The organism is Paenibacillus sp. SN-8-1 (assembly GCF_050995535.1).
In the GTDB taxonomy this organism is placed as follows: Bacteria; Bacillota; Bacilli; order Paenibacillales; family Paenibacillaceae; genus Fontibacillus.
Genome location: NZ_CP194782.1, coordinates 3,892,501 through 3,910,677, shown reverse-complemented (window position 1 = coordinate 3,910,677; position 18,177 = coordinate 3,892,501). Strand labels below are relative to the sequence as shown.

General features: G+C 46.5%; 19 protein-coding genes (1 of these 19 only partly in view). 18 read left to right on the top strand and 1 reads right to left on the bottom strand.

What is annotated here, in order from left to right; translation table 11 throughout:
• Positions 1 to 4 precede the first annotated feature (4 nt).
• The 17 genes from map to ACRRNK_RS19160 all read left to right on the top strand — a co-directional run bounded on the left by map (position 5) and on the right by ACRRNK_RS19160 (position 16,958).
• Positions 5 to 757 (top strand): type I methionyl aminopeptidase, encoded by a 753-nt coding sequence (map, locus tag ACRRNK_RS19240; protein ID WP_433944233.1) that lies wholly within the window; start codon positions 5 to 7, stop codon positions 755 to 757.
• Between the two features lie 9 nt (positions 758 to 766).
• Complete coding sequence (locus ACRRNK_RS19235; RefSeq protein WP_433946953.1) at positions 767 to 1,075, top strand: KOW motif-containing protein; 309 nt, start codon at positions 767 to 769, stop codon at positions 1,073 to 1,075.
• Between the two features lie 3 nt (positions 1,076 to 1,078).
• Positions 1,079 to 1,294, top strand: coding sequence for a translation initiation factor IF-1 (gene infA / locus ACRRNK_RS19230; RefSeq protein WP_028559500.1), 216 nt, complete (start codon positions 1,079 to 1,081; stop codon positions 1,292 to 1,294).
• 172 nt (positions 1,295 to 1,466) lie between these two features.
• The gene (rpmJ, locus tag ACRRNK_RS19225) at positions 1,467 to 1,580 is read left to right on the top strand and encodes a 50S ribosomal protein L36 (RefSeq protein ID WP_021296640.1); all 114 of its coding nucleotides are present in this window, start codon (positions 1,467 to 1,469) and stop codon (positions 1,578 to 1,580) included.
• Positions 1,581 to 1,599: 19 nt separating this feature from the next.
• Positions 1,600 to 1,968, top strand: coding sequence for a 30S ribosomal protein S13 (gene rpsM / locus ACRRNK_RS19220; RefSeq protein ID WP_127200949.1), 369 nt, complete (start codon positions 1,600 to 1,602; stop codon positions 1,966 to 1,968).
• A 19-nt stretch (positions 1,969 to 1,987) separates the two neighbouring features.
• Positions 1,988 to 2,383, top strand: coding sequence for a 30S ribosomal protein S11 (gene rpsK, locus ACRRNK_RS19215; protein ID WP_127200950.1), 396 nt, complete (start codon positions 1,988 to 1,990; stop codon positions 2,381 to 2,383).
• Between the two features lie 131 nt (positions 2,384 to 2,514).
• Positions 2,515 to 3,459 carry a DNA-directed RNA polymerase subunit alpha gene (locus ACRRNK_RS19210; protein WP_127200951.1) on the top strand — a complete coding sequence of 315 codons (945 nt, stop codon included), beginning with the start codon at positions 2,515 to 2,517 and terminating at the stop codon, positions 3,457 to 3,459.
• A gap of 32 nt (positions 3,460 to 3,491) precedes the next feature.
• On the top strand, positions 3,492 to 3,857 hold the full coding sequence (rplQ, locus tag ACRRNK_RS19205; protein ID WP_433944232.1) for a 50S ribosomal protein L17: 366 nt from the start codon (positions 3,492 to 3,494) through the stop codon (positions 3,855 to 3,857).
• A 1,431-nt stretch (positions 3,858 to 5,288) separates the two neighbouring features.
• A complete protein-coding gene (gene truA / locus ACRRNK_RS19200) occupies positions 5,289 to 6,131 on the top strand; it encodes a tRNA pseudouridine(38-40) synthase TruA (RefSeq protein ID WP_433944231.1) in 843 nt (280 codons plus the stop codon).
• A gap of 65 nt (positions 6,132 to 6,196) precedes the next feature.
• On the top strand, positions 6,197 to 6,532 hold the full coding sequence (locus ACRRNK_RS19195) for a zf-TFIIB domain-containing protein (protein WP_433944230.1): 336 nt from the start codon (positions 6,197 to 6,199) through the stop codon (positions 6,530 to 6,532).
• A gap of 268 nt (positions 6,533 to 6,800) precedes the next feature.
• Positions 6,801 to 7,238, top strand: a complete 438-nt coding sequence (gene rplM, locus ACRRNK_RS19190) for a 50S ribosomal protein L13 (RefSeq protein WP_433944229.1) — start codon at positions 6,801 to 6,803, stop codon at positions 7,236 to 7,238.
• A gap of 20 nt (positions 7,239 to 7,258) precedes the next feature.
• Complete coding sequence (gene rpsI / locus ACRRNK_RS19185; RefSeq protein WP_068620356.1) at positions 7,259 to 7,651, top strand: 30S ribosomal protein S9; 393 nt, start codon at positions 7,259 to 7,261, stop codon at positions 7,649 to 7,651.
• Between the two features lie 257 nt (positions 7,652 to 7,908).
• Complete coding sequence (locus ACRRNK_RS19180) at positions 7,909 to 12,828, top strand: bifunctional 2',3'-cyclic-nucleotide 2'-phosphodiesterase/3'-nucleotidase (protein WP_433944228.1); 4,920 nt, start codon at positions 7,909 to 7,911, stop codon at positions 12,826 to 12,828.
• 246 nt (positions 12,829 to 13,074) lie between these two features.
• On the top strand, positions 13,075 to 13,767 hold the full coding sequence (locus ACRRNK_RS19175; RefSeq protein WP_433944227.1) for a phosphoadenylyl-sulfate reductase: 693 nt from the start codon (positions 13,075 to 13,077) through the stop codon (positions 13,765 to 13,767).
• A gap of 19 nt (positions 13,768 to 13,786) precedes the next feature.
• Positions 13,787 to 14,953, top strand: a complete 1,167-nt coding sequence (gene sat, locus ACRRNK_RS19170) for a sulfate adenylyltransferase (RefSeq protein ID WP_433944226.1) — start codon at positions 13,787 to 13,789, stop codon at positions 14,951 to 14,953.
• A gap of 71 nt (positions 14,954 to 15,024) precedes the next feature.
• A complete protein-coding gene (gene cwlD, locus ACRRNK_RS19165) occupies positions 15,025 to 15,798 on the top strand; it encodes an N-acetylmuramoyl-L-alanine amidase CwlD (RefSeq protein WP_433944225.1) in 774 nt (257 codons plus the stop codon).
• A gap of 62 nt (positions 15,799 to 15,860) precedes the next feature.
• Positions 15,861 to 16,958 carry a P-loop NTPase gene (locus ACRRNK_RS19160; RefSeq protein ID WP_433944224.1) on the top strand — a complete coding sequence of 366 codons (1,098 nt, stop codon included), beginning with the start codon at positions 15,861 to 15,863 and terminating at the stop codon, positions 16,956 to 16,958.
• Between the two features lie 51 nt (positions 16,959 to 17,009).
• On the opposite strand, the gene gerD is transcribed toward ACRRNK_RS19160, so the two are convergent.
• Positions 17,010 to 17,813 carry a spore germination lipoprotein GerD gene (gene gerD / locus ACRRNK_RS19155; RefSeq protein ID WP_433944223.1) on the bottom strand — a complete coding sequence of 268 codons (804 nt, stop codon included), beginning with the start codon at positions 17,811 to 17,813 and terminating at the stop codon, positions 17,010 to 17,012.
• Positions 17,814 to 17,943: 130 nt separating this feature from the next.
• Here gerD and ACRRNK_RS19150 point away from each other — a divergent pair, with 130 nt between their 5' ends.
• On the top strand, positions 17,944 to 18,177 hold the 5' portion of the coding sequence (locus ACRRNK_RS19150; RefSeq protein ID WP_433944222.1) for a KinB-signaling pathway activation protein. Its footprint extends 351 nt past the window's final position; only the first 234 of its 585 coding nucleotides appear in the window; it begins with the start codon at positions 17,944 to 17,946; its stop codon lies beyond the right edge, outside the window.

The window sequence follows — 18,177 nt, the reverse complement described above, 5'->3', positions numbered from 1 at the left end:
CTGAATGATCATTTGTAAATCCGAAACGGAACTTGGCTTTATGAGAGAAGCAGGGCGGATCGTTGCGGAAACGCACCGGATCTTGGCACAAGCGATCGAGCCCGGTATTACGACGGGAGAACTTGATCAAATCGCTGACAAGTACATTCGGAGTCAAAATGCAGTGCCATCTTTTAAAAACTATAATGGTTTTCCTTACAGCATATGCGCTTCGACTAACGAAGAGCTGGTTCATGGATTCCCCGGCAAGCGTAAATTAAACGAAGGCGACATCATCAGTCTTGACATCGGAGCGGAATACAAGGGTTACCACGGTGACTCGGCGTGGACTTATCCAGTAGGTAAAATTACTGACGAAGTTCAAAAGCTTCTTGATGTAACGGAGCGTTCCCTGTATGCCGGTCTTGAACTTGTTAAACCGGATGTCCGCTTATTTACAATATCGCATGCGATTCAAAAAGTGATTGAAGATGCAGGCTTTTCTGTTGTCAGAGAGTATGTAGGTCATGGGATTGGAGCCAAGCTCCATGAAGAACCTCAGATTCCAAACTACGGAGTTCCCGATCGTGGTCCTAGGCTCAAGCCTGGGATGGTGCTTGCAATAGAGCCGATGGTCAATATTGGAAAGCGTTATGTCAAGACGCTGGAAGATAATTGGACGGTTGTCACAGTTGATGGTTCCTGGTGTGCTCATTTTGAGCATACGGTTGCTGTCACAGCTGACGGCCTCGAAATTTTTACGAAACTGGATGCGTAGGTGAACCCTTTGACACACCGCACAGACCCGCAGATCGGTCAAATCGTAAGAATTCTCAAAGGCAAGGATGCTGGAGGGATCGGAGTTGTTGTAGAGCTTCTGGATGACAAGTTTGTCCGGATCGCTGATGGGAACAAACGAAAGTTTGATCAGGCAAAACGGAAGAACATTCAGCATTTAGAATTTCAGGACTTGATTAGCAGCGAAGTTGTTAATAGTTTAAGTGAAAGTGGTCGGGTAACAAACGGAAAATTGCGTCATGCGGTAAGTACGTTTGTTCAATTCACCGCAACCAAAGCTGAAGAGAAAGGAGACTGACTTATGGCTAAAGAAGATGTCATTGAAGTTGAAGGTACGGTCATTGAGCCGTTGCCGAATGCTACTTTTAAGGTTGAGCTTGAGAACGGTCATCAGATTCTAGCTCATGTTTCTGGTAAGCTGCGGATGCACTTTATCCGTATTCTGACAGGGGACAAAGTGGTTATACAGTTATCACCTTATGACTTAACTAAGGGTCGTATAACTTACCGTAAATAGATTCCATACCGCATGAGTATAGTTTCGTGGTATGATAGCAAAGTTGGGTTTTATTAATGTGAATTAATGTAAACCATGTTAACAACTTTGGAGGTGGGTTTTGCTAGACAAAACCAGCCGTATGCTTTCGAAATTAGTTTTACTCAGGTAAAACTTTTAGGAGGTAATTGATATGAAGGTAAGACCTTCTGTAAAGCCAATTTGCGAAAAATGCAAAGTCATTCGTCGTAAAGGCAATGTAATGGTTATTTGCGAAAATCCGAAACACAAACAAAGACAAGGTTAAGAAGGGGGTGTAGCGTAAAATGGCTCGTATAGCTGGTGTGGATTTGCCACGTGATAAACGCGTTGAGATCGCCTTGACTTACATTTTCGGAATCGGTAAAACGACTTCCCAGAAAATTTTGAGCACAACAGGCATCAGCCCGAACACTCGCGTTCGGGATTTGACAGAAGACGAAGTAAGCAAACTCCGGGAATCTATCGACAAAACGGTTAAAGTAGAAGGTGACCTGCGTCGTGAAATTTCTTTAAATATCAAACGTCTTATCGAGATCGGTTGTTACCGCGGTGTTCGTCACCGTCGTGGATTGCCGGTTCGTGGACAACGTACTAAAACGAATGCCCGTACTCGTAAGGGACCTCGTCGTACTGTAGCGAACAAGAAGAAATAAGAAGGAGGGATAACAGACAATGGCTAAACCGAAAAAAGTCGTACGTACTAAACGTCGTGACCGTAAAAATATCGAATCTGGCGTGGCGCACATTCGCTCCACTTTCAACAATACGATCGTTACTATTACGGATCCACACGGTAACGCGATCTCTTGGGCAAGTTCTGGTGGTCAAGGGTTCAAAGGTTCTCGTAAATCGACTCCTTTTGCCGCTCAAATGGCTGCGGAAACCGCTGCTAAAGCTGCAATGGAGCATGGAATGAAGTCCGTTGAAGTCATGGTTAAAGGTCCTGGCGCCGGCCGCGAAGCTGCAATCCGCTCGCTTCAAGCTGCAGGACTCGAAGTTAACATGATTAAAGACGTTACTCCAGTGCCGCATAATGGATGCCGTCCTCCAAAACGTCGTCGTGTCTAATGAAGTCAACCTCTAGTGTGGTATAACCCCGTCGCAACTTGGTAAGAATGGTTGTTTAGGCATACTACATGATAGACTCACAAAAAGGTGACAGTTTCAGAAGAAACGACGTTTCGAAGGAGGGTATTGCAGTGATAGAAATCGAAAAGCCAAAAATTGAGACCGTAGACGTTAACGTGGAAGGCACCTATGGTAAATTTATAGTGGAACCACTTGAGCGTGGTTATGGAACAACTCTCGGCAACTCTTTACGCCGGATTTTGCTCTCCTCGCTTCCAGGTGCAGCGGTAACCTCGGTTCAAATCGATGGTGTTCTGCATGAGTTCGCTACGATCCCAGGTGTTATGGAAGACGTTACGGAAATCATTCTGAACTTGAAGGCTCTTTCCCTGAAGATTCATTCTGACGAGGAGAAAGTTCTCGAGATTGATGCTGATGGCGATGGAGCAATCACTGCAGGTGATATCCGTGCAGATAGTGATGTGGAGATTCTGAATCCAGAACTTCACATTGCGACCCTGGCACCGGGTTCCAGACTCCACATGCGTATCTTTGCCAATCGTGGCCGTGGTTATGTTCAAGCAGATAAGAACAAGCGCGACGATCAACCGATTGGTGTGATACCTGTTGATTCTATCTATACTCCGATTTCCCGTGTCAATTACTCCATTGAGAACACGCGTGTTGGTCAAGTAACCAACTATGACAAGCTTACGCTTGAAGTATGGACTGATGGAAGTATTAGACCGGAAGAAGCGGTTAGCCTCGGCGCTAAGATTTTGACCGAGCACCTTTTCTTGTTCGTGGGCCTCACGGATGAAGCGAAGGACGCTGAAATCATGGTTGAGAAAGAAGAAGACAAAAAAGAAAAAGTGCTTGAAATGACGATAGAAGAGCTTGATCTTTCCGTTCGTTCTTATAACTGCCTCAAACGTGCTGGTATTAACACAGTACAAGAGCTGACCACGAAGACTGAAGAAGATATGATGAAAGTCCGTAACCTCGGACGCAAATCTTTGGAAGAAGTTCAAGAGAAGCTTGAGGAACTTGGTTTGGGACTCCGTACAGAAGAATAGCCTACTAGCGTTTAGCAAAGGAGGGGAAAAACATGGCTTATCAAAAATTGGGACGTGATTCCAGCGCTCGTAAAGCATTGTTCCGCGATTTGGTAACAGATTTGTTCTTGTATGAACGTATCCAAACTACTGAAGCAAAAGCGAAAGAAGTTCGCTCTATTGCGGAAAAACTGATTACGAAAGCAAAACGTGGTGATTTGCACGCTCGTCGTCAAGTGGCTGCGTTTGTACGCCGCGAATCCGTTGATGGTAAACAGGATGCAATCCAAAAACTGTTCTCGGAAATCGCAACTCGTTACTCTGAGCGTCCAGGCGGATACACTCGTATCCTGAAACTGGGACCTCGTCGTGGTGACGGCGCACCTATGGTTTACTTGGAACTGGTAGACCGCGCATAAATTTTGAGATTACCCCCTAAATCCCCCTAATAGGGGGACCCCAAAGGGCGGCAGCCCTCTGGACACCCGCAAGTTTCTTGTGGATGGATTAGGGATACTCATAGAGAGCGACTTTCGCGGTGGAGCCCGGCTCATTCCCGCGGCTTTCAGCCCCGGGCGAGCCTTCTGGTTTGCGCGGGGTTTGCTCTATTATAGAGCTGCTCCTATGTTGTACAAGTGTAGCTCCGAAGCTAAGTTACTCTCTGTCAGCGGGCCCTGCGGACCCAGCTTCCAGAGAGTTTTAGTTTGTCTGGGGCTAATCTGGAGGGGAGCCTCCCAGCTCATCGTGACCTACCGGCCACGACCTCCAGGGAGTAACCTACGCGGGCCTTCTCGAGAAGGAAGAGCACCTCTCGGTCAGCGCGTCCTGCGGACCCGACTTCCCGAGGGGCAAGTCTTGGGGGCAAGTTCAGGGAGCGTATGGCTCCCAGCTCAGCGTGGCCTACCGGCCACGACCTCCAGGGAGTAACCTAAGAGGGCCTTCTCGAGAAGGAAGAGCTCACCTCCCGGTCAGCGCGTCCTACGGACCCGACTTTCCGAGGGGCAAGTCTTGAGGGTGAGTTCAGGGAGCGTGTGGCTCCCAGCTCAGCGTGACCTTACCGGCCACGACCTCCAGGGAGTAACCTACGCGGGCCTTCTCGAGAAGGAAGAGCCCCTCCCGGTCAGCGCGTCCTACGGACCCGACTTCCCGAGGGGCAAGTCTTGAGGGTGAGTTCAGGGAGCGTATGGCTCCCAGCTCAGCGTGGCCTACCGGCCACGACCTCCAGGGAGTAACCTACGCGGGCCTTCTCGAGAAGGAAGAGCTCACCTCTCGGTCAGCGCGTCCTACGGACCCGACTTCCCGAGGGGCAAGTCTTGAGGGTGAGTTCAGGGAGCGTGTGGCTCCCAGCTCAGCGTGACCTTACCGGCCACGACCTCCAGGGAGTAACCTACGCGGGCCTTCTCGAGAAGGAAGAGCACCTCTCGCTCAGCGCGTCCTGCGGACCCGACCTCCCGAGGGGCAAGCTTGGGAGTGAACTCGAAGAAGTGGAGCGGGTCCCGTAGGGACGGCAAGCGGCTCGTTGCACTATGCGGCTCTTCCCGCGCAAACAAAGCCTCTCACCGCCACAATCCAGCTTGTAACTAGGCACCACTAAACCAAGCGGGTCCCCAGAGGGGACGACAAGCGAATCCAAGCACGCACTTGCCAAACTCCATCTCTGTTACTCTTTAGTCACTCACCAGGGTGTCCAGAGGGCAGAGCCCTTGGGGCCCTCCCTTAGGCAAGGGAGGGTTTGGGAGGGTTGTGAAAGTGGTTGTGAAAATTGGTTTTAAGGATCACCATCCTTTAATAGGTGTCCAGAGGGCGCAGCCCTTTGGAATCCCCCTTGGGGGACTAAGGAGGGTTTTTATTTGCGCAATCTCTGTATGACTGTCAGCTTTGAGGGGACGAATTATTACGGTTTTCAATCGCAGCCTGATGGGAACACCATTCAGGATCATTTGGAAGAAGCAATACGTCAACTAACAGGAGAGAAGATCAAGGTTATTGGTTCAGGTAGAACGGATGCCGGTGTACATGCCTATCGGCAGGTATTTAATTTTCACACACATTCAGCTATTCCTCTTGAACGCTGGTGTCTTGCTCTAAATGGCCGACTTCCCAAAGACATTGTTATTCTCGAGGCTAGGGAAGTGAAGCCGAACTTTCACTCCCGTCATTCAGCCAAGAGAAAAACCTATCGCTACACGATAAACGCAAATCAATTTCCGGATGTGTTCCATCGTCATCTTCAACTGCATCACCCTGGCATTCTGGACATTGGTGCTATGAAGGAGGCTTTGGCGTATTTGGTTGGAACATTCGACTATACATCTTTCGCTTCGCGTCACTCTACCAAGCAGAATCATGTGCGGACCATATATGAAGCTCATATCGAAGTAGATAGATCGAAGTGCCGCGAGGGTCATCCCAGAGATCAGGGGGTCATCGAACTCTTCATCACTGGTAATGGGTTCCTGCAGCACATGGTGCGGATTATTGTGGGTACACTTCTTCAAGTGGGAGAAGGCAAGCGTAATCCTCGCGACATTCAGGGGATTCTGCAGGCTAGAGATCGGAGTAGCGCTGGACCTACGGCAGAGAGCAAAGGATTAATGCTCTGGAATGTAGAGTACAACTTTTTGGAGGACAAGCCACAGCCGCCTTCTTTTGCCTTGGATGAAGAGGAGGATGGGGCTAATTCCCCCGAGTGAAACCTGGAGAATGCCTTGGACGTATTTAGAAGGATATAATGCGTCTACTCTAGGAGGGAATTCATATGCTTTGTCCAATCTGCGATAATGTACAGTTGAGAGAAGTGGAGAAGAATAGTGTTCTGATTGATGTTTGTCCGAGCTGCAAAGGGGTTTGGCTGGATAGAGGAGAGCTGGATAAGCTGATGAGTCAGGTCAATGAGGCACGTCCAGCTTTTGATGAATGGTACGGCGAACGTAATCGGGAACAGTATCGCAATCCTCGCGAGAATAACTATAGATCTGAGCATAGCAATGACCGTCATAATTCGCATTATCCACAGCAGGGAAGTCACAAGAACTATGGACATTCTAAGAAGAAAAAGTCCGTTTTTGATGTGTTCGGAGACTTATTTGATTAACCTGAATAATTTTGCGAAAACATGTACTTAGTTTTAGAAAAACCACTTGCTTAATAAAGTTGTATGCTGTAAAATAAAGTTTGTGTTTTCTTGACGGCTATCCCACAGCCCCCAATCAAGAAAGCCACCAAAACAAGTTTTTATAGCTTTACTAACTACAACAACTAACAACGAACGAAGATATATATGATGGAATGATAAGCTTCACAGCTGAACATTTGTATCATAGAAACTTAGATTTCGGACGAGAATGAAGGAGGATCTTTTCATGCGTACCACCTATATGGCTAAGCCAAATGAAGTAGAGCGCAATTGGCACATTATTGATGCTGAAGGCAAAACTTTGGGCCGTCTGGCAAGTGAAGCTGCTGCTCTAATCCGCGGCAAGCACAAGCCACAATTCACACCTCACGTTGACTCTGGCGATTTCGTTATCGTTATCAACGCTGAGAAGATTCATTTGACAGGTAAGAAACTGGAGAATAAGAAATACTATCGTCACTCCCTGCACCCAGGTGGTTTGAAAGTGACAGTTGCTCAGGATCTCCTGAAAACTAGACCTGAACGTATGATTGAATCTGCTGTTCACGGCATGCTTCCTAAAACTCGCCAAGGTGAGAAAATGAAGCTGAGACTGAAAGCATACGCTGGCACTGAACATCCACATGCAGCACAAAAACCTGAAGTTTACGAACTTCGCGGATAATTAAAAGGGAGGACAGTTTCATGGCACAAGTACAATACTATGGGACAGGTCGTCGTAAACATTCGGTAGCTCGTGTTCGCCTTGTACCGGGTGAAGGACGCATTGTCATCAATAAACGTGATATCAATGAATATTTCGGTTTGGAAACACTCAAACTCATCGTTAAACAACCTCTGAACCTGACTGAAACACTGACTAACTATGATGTAATCGTTATTGCACATGGTGGCGGTATTTCTGGTCAAGCGGGTGCGATCCGTCATGGTATCTCCCGTGCTCTGCTTAAAGCAGACCCTGAGTTCCGTCCAGCTTTGAAAAAAGCAGGATTCCTGACTCGTGACCCTCGTATGAAAGAGCGTAAGAAATACGGTCTCAAAGCCGCTCGTCGCGCTCCACAGTTCTCGAAACGTTAATCAACAGCAAAGCCCTTGGCCATTTGGTCAGGGGCTTTCTTTGTTATATGAAGCTTAGATGTATAATTATTTTTACGGCCACTGACTTGATCATAACAGTGGCTTTTTTGTCATATTTTAAATAAACTACTTAATTTTACTTACATAACTACTTAAACAAACAATTAAAGTGAACCCAGTTAACATACAAAAATTAAATTAATAATAGGGGATAAGTCCCCCAAGTAACAGTAATCTAGAAGGGTGGAAAACAAGGAATGGAATTCAATTTTCGAAAAGGATTCAGAAAGGCAGCAACCAGCACACTTGCTGTCTGTGTATTATCAAGCCAATTTTTGGCGGGACAGATCTATGCGGCTGCTGCTTCTGATTCTGGAATCTCGTCATCTGAGCAGACATTACCTGCCGCATCCCTTTCAACCAATCAGGATCCAGGTAATACTCCATCTGTAGATACTACTTCCGCTGATAATTCTGAACTTAAGTTAAGAATCATGGAAACAACCGATATTCATACGAATCTAATGTCATATGATTATTATAAGGACCAGGTTTCACCTACAGTAGGATTGGTCAAAACAGCTACCTTAGTTAAGAAGGCGCGTGAAGAAGTAAAGAACACACTGCTTGTCGACAATGGTGATTTGATTCAAGGAACTCCACTTGGAACCTACATGGCTAAGGTAGATCAGCTGAAAGAAGCCGATGCAGTTCACCCTGTATATAAAGCTATGAATTTGATGGGCTACGACATCGCTACGTTTGGTAATCACGAATTCAATTATGGCCTTGATTTTCTGGACAAGTCGATTAAGGGAGCAAAGTTCCCATATGTGAACGCCAATGTGTACGTTGATGATCATGATAATAACCCGGACAATGATGAGAACAACTTTACTCCATACAAGATCTTAGATAAATCCTATGTCGATGAGAATGGTGACCAACAGACTGTCAAAGTCGGGGTGCTTGGCTTAGTTACTCCACAAATTATGGACTGGGACAAAGGCAACCTTGAAGGTAAAGTGACTACAAAAGATATTGTAGCTACTGCTGAGAAATTCGTCCCCGAGATGAAGGCCAATGGAGCCGATATCGTTATCGCTCTTACACACTCAGGTTTTGATGCAAGTGCTGAGGCCAACACCATGGCTGAGAATGCAATCCTTCCTTTGAGTAAAGTGAAAGGGATTGATGCGATTACCTTCTCCCATACCCATAAGGTATTCCCTACAGGGGACAACAAGTCATTGGATGTTATTTTTAAAGACGCTAGTGGCAATCCGGTTGCAGGTGTGGATAATGTAAAAGGTACAATTAATGGTGTAGCAGCGGTACAAGCCGGTTACGGTGGTGCTGAGCTTGGCATTATTGATCTAACGCTTACTAAGGATGCTGAGGGTCATTGGAAAGTATCCAACTCGCAATCTTCTAACAGAGAAATCTATGATAAGGTGAATAAGAAGCCTCTAGTGGACGCTGATCCTGCAATTGAGGAGGCGGTTAAGCCAGAACATGAGGCAACGATACAATATGCGAACGGACCAATTGGAGAGACCTCGGCACCGATTTATAGTTATTTCGCATTAGTGAAGGATGATCCTTCTGTACAGATCGTGACTAAAGCACAGGAATGGTTTGTTAAGGACTACATCAGTAAAAATGTACCTCAATATAAAGATCTGCCGATCCTATCCGTAGGAGCGCCTTTTAAAGCGGGTAGAAACGGTCCAGCCGAGTACACGGATATCGCTAAAGGCCCGATTGCGATTAAGAGCGCAAGTGACTTGTATCTCTACGATAACACGTTAAAAGCTGTTAAAATCAAAGGCAGGGCGATAAAAGAGTGGCTCGAGATGTCGGCGGGAATGTTCAATCAGATCGATCCTGCCAAGACAGAGGAACAGTCACTACTAAATCCGAAGTTCGCCGTGTTTAACTTTGACATCATTGATGGGGTAACTTATCAGGTTGATGTAACCAAGCCGGCTAAATACAATGCAGATGGCAGCACCAATAATGCAGATTCAAGCCGAATTATGAATCTCAAATATGGTGGCAAGGACATCGATCCTAACCAGGAATTCATCGTAGTGACGAACAACTATCGCGCTGGTGGTGGGGGGAATTTCCCTGGCTTAAAGGGTGCTGAATTAGTTGTTGACTCGGCAGATGAGAACCGTCAAATTCTTATGAACTATATCACGGAGCATAAAGACATTGACCCGGCTGCAGATAACAACTGGTCGATCCTGCCAGTGAATGACAAGGTGAATGTAACTTTTACAACTTCTCCTGATGCAGTGAAATACTTGGATAACAATCCTAATATTAAATACACGAACAAGACAGATGATAAGGGATTTGGGATCTACTCACTTTCACTGACAGGGAGAACGCCTCCAGTAGATCCGGGTTCTAATGTGAAGGTTCAGATCCTGGGTATTAATGACTTCCACGGGCAGCTTGATACGACTTCTAATTATGGTGCTGGAAATGTGGGTAGAGCCGATTACCTGGCTGCCTATTTGAATAAAGCTAGAGCGACCAACCCGAATACACTTCTGGTTCATAATGGAGATTCCGTTGGTGCAAGCGCACCAGTATCCTCCCTAGAGCGGGACAAGCCTACGATGGATTTCTTGAACATGATGAAATTCGATGTAGGTACACTAGGCAATCATGAATTTGACCAGGGTGTTCCTGCACTCCTCGCTCAAGTGAACGGGGGAGCAGATCCGGTTAAACCGGAAGTGGTATTTAACAAAGCGAATTTTGACTACATTAATGCCAATGCACTATATAAATCTCCTTCAGCAACTGATGATACCTATGCGCCTATTGTTAAACCCTATGTTATTAAGGAAATTGGCGGGGAGAAGGTTGGATTTATCGGTGTAGTAACAATGGCAACAGTTACGAAAGTATCTCCTAGTGCGCTAGCAGGGGTGAAGCTGGTGGAACAGGCCCCGGTAGTTAATGCAGCTGTAAAAGAACTGCAGGATCAAGGAGTGCATGCAATCGTAGTGCTTGCCCATGACCCGGCTAGTACTAAGAATGGTGTTACTACTGGCGAGGCTGTAGATTTGGCTAATGCTGTCGATCCGGATGTCGATGTTATTTTTGCGGGAGACAATCATGCCAAGGTGAATGCAGTTGTCAACAACAAGCTGATTGTACAAGCTTATTCATATGGAACCGCATATGCTGATGTTGATTTGGAGATTGACCCTAAGACACATGATATTGTTAAGAAACAGGCGGATGTTGTGGACGTGAAGCAGGAAGGGATCACCCCGGACCCTCAGGTTACCAAGCTTGTTAATGATGCACTTGCCAGACATCCGGAGCTTACAAAGCCTGTGGGTACTACTGCAGCGGCTATCACCAAAACGGATGCTTACAATGCTGAGTCGGCACTTGGGAACTTAATTGCGGATGCTATGCGGGATACAATGGGAACAGACTTCGCTTTCATGAACCCAGGGGGAATTCGTGCGGATCTTCCGAAAGGGGAAATCATCTTCTCGGACTTGGCCAAAATTCAACCGTTTGGTAATTCCCTAGTGAAGCTTCAAGTGACTGGAGCCCAAATAAAAACACTTCTTAAACAGCAGTGGGGTAAGAATGCGGATGGCAGCGATAATTTCAAAACTCTCCAAATCTCAGGGTTGAAGTACACAGCTGATTTTAGAAGACCATTAGAGCAAAGAGTTACAGTTCTCACCAAAGAGGACGGGACGCCGATTGATGATAAAACATCTTATACTATAACTGTGAATAACTTTATGGCTGCAGGTGGAGACAATTATAAGGTTCTTACCGAAGGAAAAGATATTACTACAGGTACAACAGTGAACGATTTAGATGCATTCTATAATTACATTGTTAAAAAGTTCAAAGGTGGCGTGATTACTTCTAGTTTACAAGGCAGAATTACGAATATTTATAGTTCAGGTAATGGCGGCAACAACGGCGGCAATAACGGAGGCAACAATGGCAGCGGTACTCCAAGTACTCCAAGTACGGGAGGAACAACAACACCTCAGCCGAATCCGGCTCCAAGTTCAGTGGTCATTAAGCCGGCAGATCTGCCTAAGCCTCAGAATGGACTGCTCAGTGTAAATGTCAGCATTCCGCAGAACCAATCCAGCACAGAAATTCTGCTGCCGGGTAATCTGAGCCAGCTTGCAGGAGACAGCAATGTCCAGCTTAATTTTGGAGTAGCTTCACTGGTAATCCCGAAAGAAGTAGTGGAGAGTATTACCAAGCTGCTTCCGTCAGATAAGCAGAACGATTCACAAATATCTTTACAGATTAATCAGCTTTCTTCAGAGCAGGCAGGTCAAATTTCAAAAGCGAACAGCACAAATGGCGGAACGGTACAGCCTGCCAGTCCGATCCTGGAACTAACTCTCGCGGCTAAAGACAGCAGTGGGAAGTCGACCAGATTGGATCAATTCTCCAAACCGATCGTATTAACCTTTCAGTTAACTGGACAAGCGAATCAAGCGTTGCTTGGTGTGTATTACATTCCAGATAGCGGAAGTATGCAGTACATTGGCGGGAAGATTACAGGGAATACAATGACCGCCGAGGTTACCCATTTTAGTAAATATGGTGTCTTCGCTTATGATAAAACCTATAGTGATGTGGCGGCGGGTCATTGGGCTAACCAGGTCATTAAGGAACTCACAGCCAAGCACGTTGTGAATGGGGTTACCGATACAAGCTTTGCTCCGGAAAAAGAGATTACCCGCGCCGAGTTCGCGGCAATGCTCGTTAGACAGCTGAACCTGAAGCCCACGAAGACGGTTCAGTTAGATGATGTGAGCCAAGGCAGCTGGTATGCGGATGCCATTGCGGCAGCATACAGTAACGGGCTGGTTAACGGTATTAGCCAGACTCAGTTTGGTCCTGACAAGAAAATTACCCGCGAAGAAATGAGCGTAATGATCGTCAAAGCTTACAACATCGCTGCCGGTAAGAATAGCGGGTCAGGGTCGGTTTCATTCAAGGATAGCAAGGATATTAGTACCTGGGCCCAGGATTACGTGGGTACTGCGGTGAAGGAAGGACTGCTTAAAGGACGCTCTGCGGATACCTTTGCACCTAAGAAGCAGGCAACTCGGGCGGAGGCTTCCCAAGTGATGTATAACCTTATTCATAAGTTGTAGGACCCTTCATACGAAGTTATAAAGGATTATCAAAGACACCTCCCTAAGTCGTAGTGTATATGATTTAGAGGAGGTGTTTATCTTTTTGACAGACATAAGTCAATTTCTGATTAGATTTATATCCGAATTCTTGCTAAGCCATTGACATCAAATTCAAGTGATTTATACTATTAACAGTAATTCTTATTCGTTTAGTTGGACTTTATTGCTTTATTTCTTTATTACAACAAATTGGGGGTACACAATATGAACTTGATGGAGAAAGAAGATCTGGTGAAGATCAAAGCAGAGGAGCTGGAAACGGCTACTCCTCAAGAGATTATCTCTTGGGCTGTTGAGACTTTTCCTAATATCACCTTTGCCTGCAGCTTCGGCGCAGAAGATGTAGTTATCGTGGATATGCTGCGTAAGATCAGCACTACAGCGGACATTTTTTATCTGGATACCGACTTCCATTTCAAAGAAACTTATGAGACTCGTGACAAGATGGCGGAGAAATATAACATCGATTTTGTGCGTGTGTCACCGAAATTGACACCTGAAGAACAGGCTGCACAGCATGGGGACCAATTGTGGCTTAGCGATCCAAATGCCTGCTGTAATATCCGCAAAGTAGAGCCGCTGACTCGCGTTCTGTCTAACTATGATGCTTGGATTACAGGGATTCGCCGTGACCAAGCTCCTACTCGGGCTAATGCCAAGAAAGTGGAATACGACTACAAATTCGGTCTGATCAAATTCAATCCTATTGCTGACTGGACCACAGAAGACGTATGGAATTATATCCGTGAAAATAATGTTCTATATAACCCGCTTCATGATCAGAACTATCCAAGTATCGGATGCGAATATTGCACACGTGCTGTAATGCCGGGTGAAGATCCACGTGCAGGCCGTTGGTCTAATTCCGAGAAAACAGAATGTGGACTTCATAAATAATAGAACAGGAGAGAATGTCATGACAGCGATTTTGCCACATGGAGGCACCCTCGTACAACGTGTTGTAGAGGGTGATGAACGGGACAAGCTTTTACAGACTGCTAAGGAGCTTAAATCTCTAACGATCAGCTCTTGGGCTATATCTGATCTTGATCTGATTGGAGTGGGCGCTTTCTCCCCACTGACCGGATTCCTTAATGAAGAAGACTATAAGTCAGTTGTAAGTCGTATGCGTCTCGCGAACGGCACAGTGTGGAGTATTCCTATCACTCTGGCAGTCGATGAGACTGATGCTGCTTCGCTTAAGATTGGGGACAAAGTTGCCTTAATCGGTGAAGACGGTGTCACCTACGGTCTGATTGATGTCGAAAGTATTTATCAGGTAGACCAAGCCGAAGAAGCTAGGAACGTATTCAAGACTGATGATCCAGAGCATCCTGGAGTCAAGAAACTTTTCGAGAAATCTTCTACTTACGTTGGAGGACCTATTCAGGTCTTGAATCGTCCAAAGCCAGCGAAATTTGAAGAATTTTACTTCACTCCATCCGAGACGCGCCGTATATTTGCCGATAAAGGCTGGAGAACTGTTGTTGGCTTCCAGACCCGGAATCCGGTACATCGTGCTCATGAGTACATTCAGAAGAGTGCTATGGAGATTGTAGATGGCTTGTTCTTGAACCCGCTTGTAGGTGAGACCAAATCTGATGATGTGCCAGCTAACGTACGGATGAAGAGCTATCTGGTGCTTCTCGAGCATTATTATCCAAAAGACAGAGCATTCCTTGGAGTCTTCCCGGCTGCTATGCGTTATGCAGGACCTCGCGAGGCGATCTTCCATGCCATGGTTCGTAAAAACTATGGATGTACGCATTTCATCGTTGGACGTGACCATGCTGGTGTAGGTGACTACTACGGAACCTACGAAGCTCAGCAGATCTTCTCCAACTTTACTGCTGATGAGCTCGGTATTTCTCCGCTGTTCTTCGAGCACAGCTTTTTCTGCACAACCTGCGGGAATATGGCTTCAAGCAAGACCTGCCCGCATCCGAAAGAAGATCATATGACTCTCTCGGGAACGAAAGTACGCGGACTTCTGCGTGAAGGGGTTTGCCCTCCACCTGAGTTCACACGTCCTGAAGTAGCCCAGGTACTGATTGAAGGTATGAAAGAACACGTCAATTCCTAAGGTTATATTTGTCCACCTCGTCCCATATAGATGATTAGAATCATTTATAGGTACGGAGGTGGACTTTTTTGATGAGACAAGAGAAGAATCAGGTTACGGTCTGGATCCAGTTAAGTCATATTAAGAGAGCCCTGATTGGACTTGCTCTGCTTGCAGTGGTAATTGGAATAACAGCTTATGAGGTGCCATCCTCCTCCAAGGTTTGGAACTATTGGGGGCTTCCGCTGGCGGGTCAGGTTATCGCTCTGGATGCCGGGCATGGCGGAGTAGATGGCGGGGCTGTAAGCAAGCAGGGGTTAATCGAGAAGGATATTAACCTGGCTGTAGCGCTCTATTTGCGTGACTATCTGCAGCAGGCCGGGGCCGTTGTGGTCATGACGAGAGAAGAAGACAAGGATCTTGCGAGTCCTAGCACCAAGGGATATAGTAAGCGAAAGACTGAGGATCTTCAGCAGCGGCTTCGTTTTATTGAGGAGAAGGAAGCCAAAATGTTCGTCAGCATTCACATGAATAGCTTCCCCTCCGACCGGTGGAGCGGAGCTCAGACGTTCTACCCGGGTAAGCAGGTGGAGAGTGGAACCCTGGCCGATTTAGTGCAGCAGGAGCTTAGACGGAACCTGGAGAATACAGACCGGGTGGCCAAGAGTGCAGATCACATCTATATACTGCAAGCGTTAAAGATCCCTTCGATACTTGTCGAGGTTGGTTTCCTGTCTCACCCGGTGGAGTCGAAGCTGCTGGCTGAGCAGGAGTACCAACGTAAAGTAGCCGCATCCATTTATAAAGGCATTCTCAGATACAGTTCAGGAGAGAAAACTAGTTCTTCCGCAGGAGGCGACTTATAGTGGTATAATGGACTGGGTATGATTAGGACATATATCTCTGAAATAAAGTCGAGGTGCTAATATTGTTATCAAGAGAACAAGTACAGGAAGCGCTGCTTGCAGTTGTGGAGCCTGCAACAAAGACGAGCTTAGTCCAGCTGCAGTGGATTCGAGATATCATGGTAAAGGAAGACCGCGTTTCACTAACCGTAGTGTGTGTTAAGGCGGATGAGGAGATAAAGTCTACGCTTGAGCACCAAATAAAGGATCGGCTCGCCTCAGCTGGTGTGGGTGATGTACATATCCGCTTCAGAGAAGCCTCAGAGCATGAGAAAGAAGAAGCTGGTATCAAACAGCCCGAGTCCTCCGATGAAAGATTTAAAGGGCGTGGAGAGGGCCTTGAGGACTTGCCTTTGCTAGACCCGGCGTCTAAAGTGAATTTTATTGCTGTAGCCAGTGGTAAAGGCGGGGTAGGTAAGTCAACCGTAACCGTTAATCTGGCTGTAGCTCTTACCCGTAAGGGGAAGAAGGTCGGCTTGATTGATGCCGATATATATGGATTCAGTGTGCCTGACATGATGGGCATTGAAGAGTCGCCTGTAGTAGTGGACGGAGCGATCAAGCCAGTCCAGCGCTATGGTGTGAAGGTAATGTCCATGGGTTTCTTCATTCAGGAGAATAGCCCGGTGATCTGGCGGGGGCCAATGCTTGGAAAGATGCTTCGTCAGTTCTTGACCGACGTAAAGTGGGGAGAACTGGATTATCTTCTTCTGGATCTTCCACCAGGTACAGGCGATATCGCTCTGGATGTGCATCAAATGCTGCCGCAGAGCCGGGAGATTATCGTAACAACCCCTCATGCTACTGCAGCATTTGTAGCTGCAAGAGCGGGAGCAATGGCAGTGCAAACCAAACATGAGGTACTCGGCGTCGTAGAGAATATGGCTTATTATGAATGCTCCGGCTGCGGAAAGCGTGACTATATATTCGGGCGTGGTGGTGGAGCCAAGCTAGCGGAGGATCTTCATAGCGAGCTGCTTGCCCAGATCCCACTTGGAGCACCGGATAATCACATTTCAGAAGCGGATTATTCTCCCTCGGTATACAAAGAGAACAGTAATACAGGGCAAATATATGCAGATGTAGCTGCTCAGATCATTCAGAAATGTGAACAAGACTGACCCTATGGGCCAGTCTGTTTTTTATACTTATTTAAAATTGTACATTCTCACTTAACTGCTGCCACCACCACCGCCGCCGCCTTTGCCACTGCCCCCGCCGTTACTTTGCTTCGACTGGTTGTCCCCCTGGCCGCCACCTTGACCTTGCTCACCCCCAGGTGGCTTTTCGACCTTAGGTATCAATTGCTCCTGAACCACTGTTTTTAACAAATCCATGACCTCCATCTTGAATAGAGGGCTTTGCATAGATTCCTGCATGACAGTCATGGATTGCTTCCGGTAATCCGGTGTTTTCATGAGATCCAGGAACATTTTCGAAATTTCCGGGGATTTCATAATTTCACTAACCGATTTCTGATAGGTTGGATCTTTAATCAGCTGCATGTGAAGCTGCTTACTTTGTGAATTGATCACCTTCGCGAAATCACCCGCAAATTTTGGATCCGTCATGATCTTCTCAATTTCTTTCTTATACTCAGGAGAAGTGATTGTATCTTTTACCGCTGTTCGGACTTGGTCAGCAGTCTGAGGTGCCAGTAGCATCTTAATCCCCATACTTCCTCCGGAGCTTGAGCCTTCACCACCACCTGAGCCTGATCCACCACCGCTGTCGCTGCCGCCACCTCCACTGCTGCTTCCGCCACCACTGCTACCCTGGCTGCCTGAGCTTAGCGCCTCCATGATTGCTTTTTTTCCGTCATCCGTCTTAAGAATATCAAGTACCATCGTCTTAGTGTCTTTATAGCCCCCACCTTGCGAAGAAGAGGAGGATCCTTGGTCTGAACCGCATGCTGTGAGCGGGAGAATAATCATACATACAATACACAATAATGGGCGGGATTTCGTCCATTTCATCCGTTCCTTGCCTCCTTCTAATAATCATTGTTGGTAGTATGTGAACGTCAAAAAGGAATTATGTCGGTAAAGGAATGGTTTTTTGTCATAAACGTTGGTAAAATAAATCGGAGTGGGGGGCGATACGACATTGAATTTGAAAAGATGGCTTTATTTATTTTGGACAACGCTTGCATTAGGAGCGGGTTGTGCACTGATTGCAGGAGAAATCCTCAAACTGAGTCAGGGTACAGGATTTAAGAATACAGCGGACTTTTTTATTTATATGGGAATACTTATGGGTGTAGGGATTATGGTAAGTGTTTACTCACAAATGGGTTTCTTTGCCTATCTAATGATGAATTATATGGGAACAGGCGTGTTC

Bases quoted from the DNA above. Each gene is read 5' to 3' on its own strand.
- rpsK (WP_127200950.1), top strand. From the start codon at position 1,988: ATGGCTAAACCGAAAAAAGTCGTACGTACTAAACGTCGTGACCGTAAA.
- rplQ (WP_433944232.1), top strand. From the start codon at position 3,492: ATGGCTTATCAAAAATTGGGACGTGATTCCAGCGCTCGTAAAGCATTG.
- sat (WP_433944226.1), top strand. From the start codon at position 13,787: ATGACAGCGATTTTGCCACATGGAGGCACCCTCGTACAACGTGTTGTA.
- rpsM (WP_127200949.1), top strand. From the start codon at position 1,600: ATGGCTCGTATAGCTGGTGTGGATTTGCCACGTGATAAACGCGTTGAG.
- rpmJ (WP_021296640.1), top strand. From the start codon at position 1,467: ATGAAGGTAAGACCTTCTGTAAAGCCAATTTGCGAAAAATGCAAAGTC.
- ACRRNK_RS19180 (WP_433944228.1), top strand. From the start codon at position 7,909: ATGGAATTCAATTTTCGAAAAGGATTCAGAAAGGCAGCAACCAGCACA.
- ACRRNK_RS19175 (WP_433944227.1), top strand. From the start codon at position 13,075: ATGAACTTGATGGAGAAAGAAGATCTGGTGAAGATCAAAGCAGAGGAG.
- gerD (WP_433944223.1), bottom strand. From the start codon at position 17,813: ATGAAATGGACGAAATCCCGCCCATTATTGTGTATTGTATGTATGATT.
- map (WP_433944233.1), top strand. From the start codon at position 5: ATGATCATTTGTAAATCCGAAACGGAACTTGGCTTTATGAGAGAAGCA.
- infA (WP_028559500.1), top strand. From the start codon at position 1,079: ATGGCTAAAGAAGATGTCATTGAAGTTGAAGGTACGGTCATTGAGCCG.
- cwlD (WP_433944225.1), top strand. From the start codon at position 15,025: ATGAGACAAGAGAAGAATCAGGTTACGGTCTGGATCCAGTTAAGTCAT.
- ACRRNK_RS19195 (WP_433944230.1), top strand. From the start codon at position 6,197: ATGCTTTGTCCAATCTGCGATAATGTACAGTTGAGAGAAGTGGAGAAG.
- rpsI (WP_068620356.1), top strand. From the start codon at position 7,259: ATGGCACAAGTACAATACTATGGGACAGGTCGTCGTAAACATTCGGTA.
- rplM (WP_433944229.1), top strand. From the start codon at position 6,801: ATGCGTACCACCTATATGGCTAAGCCAAATGAAGTAGAGCGCAATTGG.